The sequence below is a fragment of the Lactobacillus helveticus DSM 20075 = CGMCC 1.1877 genome, from assembly GCF_000160855.1.
Classification (GTDB): domain Bacteria; phylum Bacillota; class Bacilli; order Lactobacillales; family Lactobacillaceae; genus Lactobacillus; species Lactobacillus helveticus.
This window is the reverse complement of the sequence record NZ_GG700752.1, coordinates 1-2,134: the sequence shown is the minus strand read 5'-3', so window position 1 is coordinate 2,134 and position 2,134 is coordinate 1. Positions and strand designations below refer to the sequence as shown.

General features: G+C 35.2%; 3 protein-coding genes. 2 read left to right on the top strand and 1 reads right to left on the bottom strand.

Going from position 1 to position 2,134, the window contains the following annotated elements; translation table 11 throughout:
• Positions 1-292, top strand: a 292-nt coding sequence (locus HMPREF0518_RS00020) for a DUF3427 domain-containing protein (RefSeq protein ID WP_003624747.1), incomplete at its 5' end; no start/stop codon positions are given.
• A 39-nt stretch (positions 293-331) separates the two neighbouring features.
• Here HMPREF0518_RS00020 and HMPREF0518_RS00015 read toward each other — a convergent pair.
• Positions 332-1,342 (bottom strand): serine hydrolase domain-containing protein, encoded by a 1,011-nt coding sequence (locus HMPREF0518_RS00015; RefSeq protein WP_003624746.1) that lies wholly within the window; start codon positions 1,340-1,342, stop codon positions 332-334.
• Between the two features lie 289 nt (positions 1,343-1,631).
• On the opposite strand from HMPREF0518_RS00015, the gene HMPREF0518_RS00010 reads away from it, so the two are divergent.
• Complete coding sequence (locus HMPREF0518_RS00010) at positions 1,632-2,045, top strand: peptide deformylase (protein ID WP_003624744.1); 414 nt, start codon at positions 1,632-1,634, stop codon at positions 2,043-2,045.
• Positions 2,046-2,134 lie beyond the last annotated feature (89 nt).

Sequence of the window (2,134 nt, the reverse complement as noted above, 5' to 3'; positions counted from 1 at the left end):
TCACAATACTTTAGAAAATGGTCGCAGCTTACGTTGGTATACTAGAATGCCGCGACATTTAGATTCAGAAGAAGTGCAGCGTTTATTGAAGACGTCTGATATGCATATCCATGTTTTTGTTAAAAGAAGCGATGCAGATGGCAAGCAATTTTTCTATTTAGGTGAAGCACAAATTCAGCCTAATTCGGTGAAAGAAGAATTATTAGGACCTAAAAAGAAGCCAGCTGTGGGGATGAATTTATTGCTGAAGGAGCCATTGAAGACGAGCATGTCAGAGCTTTTATTTGAATAATAAAAAAGACCTTTCCAATTTCGGAAAAGTCTTTTTGTTTTATCCTGCGATAAATGTATATGGCTTAATATGATTTAAAATTTGATATCCGACTTGTTTTTGAGCATTTTCGTCGCCAGCAGTTTGATTTAAGAACATAATTAAACCGTTGCGATTATCAGTCGTCATTTGGAACCAAATACCAAAATGAGTGCCACCAAGATTGCCGTATGCGGATTTTATGGTGTCGTTGTTATCAAGATAAATACCGCCGGAGTAGTTATTGGCTCTGCTCTTTAAGTGAGTGAGGTAATGGAAGTCAGATTTATTTAAAATCGCACCATTAGATAGACCGACTTGAATTTTGTAATAATCCATTGGCGTGGTGAACATATTGGCTGCACCTACAAGCTGAGAAGCTTGAGTTTTAGTTATATATTCGGGATCTTGATAATTTTTGATATTCCATGTATATGAGATGGGATCAGTTTTCCAGCTAGGAATATTTTGGTAAAGATAGGTATTTGCTAAGCCTAACTTATTAACAATTCGGTTGTTGAAGTTGGTTTCATAAGATTGACCACTGATTTTTTTGATAATACCTGCTAAGAGAATGTAATTCGTATTATTGTAAAAATAAGTACCGGGAGTGCTAGGATCAATAGCATTGGCATTATCAATTGCCCATTTGACTGCATCATCTTCTGAATAATTGATTCTACGATCGGCTTCTGTATTTACGGCGTTAATTCCAGAAGTGTGGTTTATTAATTGACCTAATGTAATATTATTGGCATTTTTCAGTTCAGGGTACCAACGTGAGATTTTAGTGTTTTGGCTAAAACGTTCACTGGTATGCCATTTTTCATTCATTAATTGAACAACCATGGCAGCAGTAACAACTTTTTGTAAAGAAGCTGTTGGATAAACTACGCTGTCGTTACCATTGCCGATTCTTTTGCCATACCAAGCCCAACCATAACTGATTTGCTGAGGCTTGCCGTTTTTTATAATGACTGTGCTACCTCGACTGTTGTTTTGGGCCAAAACGTTTCTTATGTAGCTGCGCATAGCAATTCTGGAATATGTGCTCGCATGTACTGTATTTGTGCTTGAAGAAATAATTGAAGGTGTCGTAGCAGAAAATAAAGTAATTGCTGCTATTCCGGTGAGTAATTGTTTAAAAATTTTGAAGGCCTCCCTTAAAAGTGTCTAGTTAACATTTTAGCGCGATCTTTGCCCTATACAAGTTCAAAATAATTAAGAAAGTATTTTAATTCTATTATATTGATTTTGTTTTGGTTAACTGCGCGATAATTTGTTAAGATTCTATATTGAATAAACTTGGAAGGAAAAAGCTATGGCAGTAAAAAAGATCATTTATGATCAAGTATTTTTAAGTCAAAAATCAACATTAGCAAATAAAGAAGATTTAAATACAGCGCTAGATTTGTGTGATACGCTTTTAGCAAACAGAAGTAAAGCAGCGGGGTTAGCTGCAAATATGATTGGACAATCCAAGAGAATTATTGCTTTCTATATAGGAAGTTTGCCTTTTATGATGATTAATCCGAAGATTGTTAGAAAGAGCGGTAAGTATATGACTGAAGAGGGATGCTTATCTTTAAGCGGTCAGCGTCAAACCGTTCGTTATAAGGAAATAACGGTAACTTATCAGAATCTTGATTTTAAAGAAGTGACGCAAGACTTTTCGGAATTCATTGCAGAAACGATTCAACATGAAGTAGATCATTGCGATGGAATTTTAATTTAGAAAAATTGAAAAAATAGCTTGCCAAAAGAGGAAAAGTAGGGTAAATTAATAAAGTCGTCTTGAGAGATGACGAAGAGCTTGCAAGTTTT